Source organism: Fructilactobacillus sp. X3R2C1, assembly GCF_059901235.1.
The window spans coordinates 1-287 of the sequence record NZ_JBWXVA010000023.1; the positions used below are offsets into that span (position 1 = coordinate 1).

General features: G+C 62.4%; 1 protein-coding gene. It reads right to left on the minus strand.

The window, feature by feature from the left end; all coding sequences use genetic code 11:
• Positions 1-83: 83 nt before the first annotated feature.
• The coding region (locus AC6UDB_RS07005) for a hypothetical protein (RefSeq protein ID WP_500709544.1) at positions 84-287 on the minus strand (204 nt) is incomplete at its 5' end.

Sequence of the window (287 nt, forward strand, 5' to 3'; positions counted from 1 at the left end):
GGTGAGGGCTTCGCCCTCATATCGCGACGCAAGGCCGCTCCCACAAAAGGCAGCACAGGCTTTTGCAGGAGCGGCCCCAGCAATTACGACGACAGGTACGAAGACCGGGTCAGCCCAAGGCGCAAGGCATCCAGGTACTGCGTGCGCTCACGCGCAGTGATTTTGGCGCTGGCCACCTTGTCGCGGTAGTGAGTCATCAACTCCTCCGGCGACAGGTGCACGTAGCGCAGCATGTCTTCGATGGTGTCGTGGGTCTCGATACCGGCGTGGTACACGCTGCCGTCAGC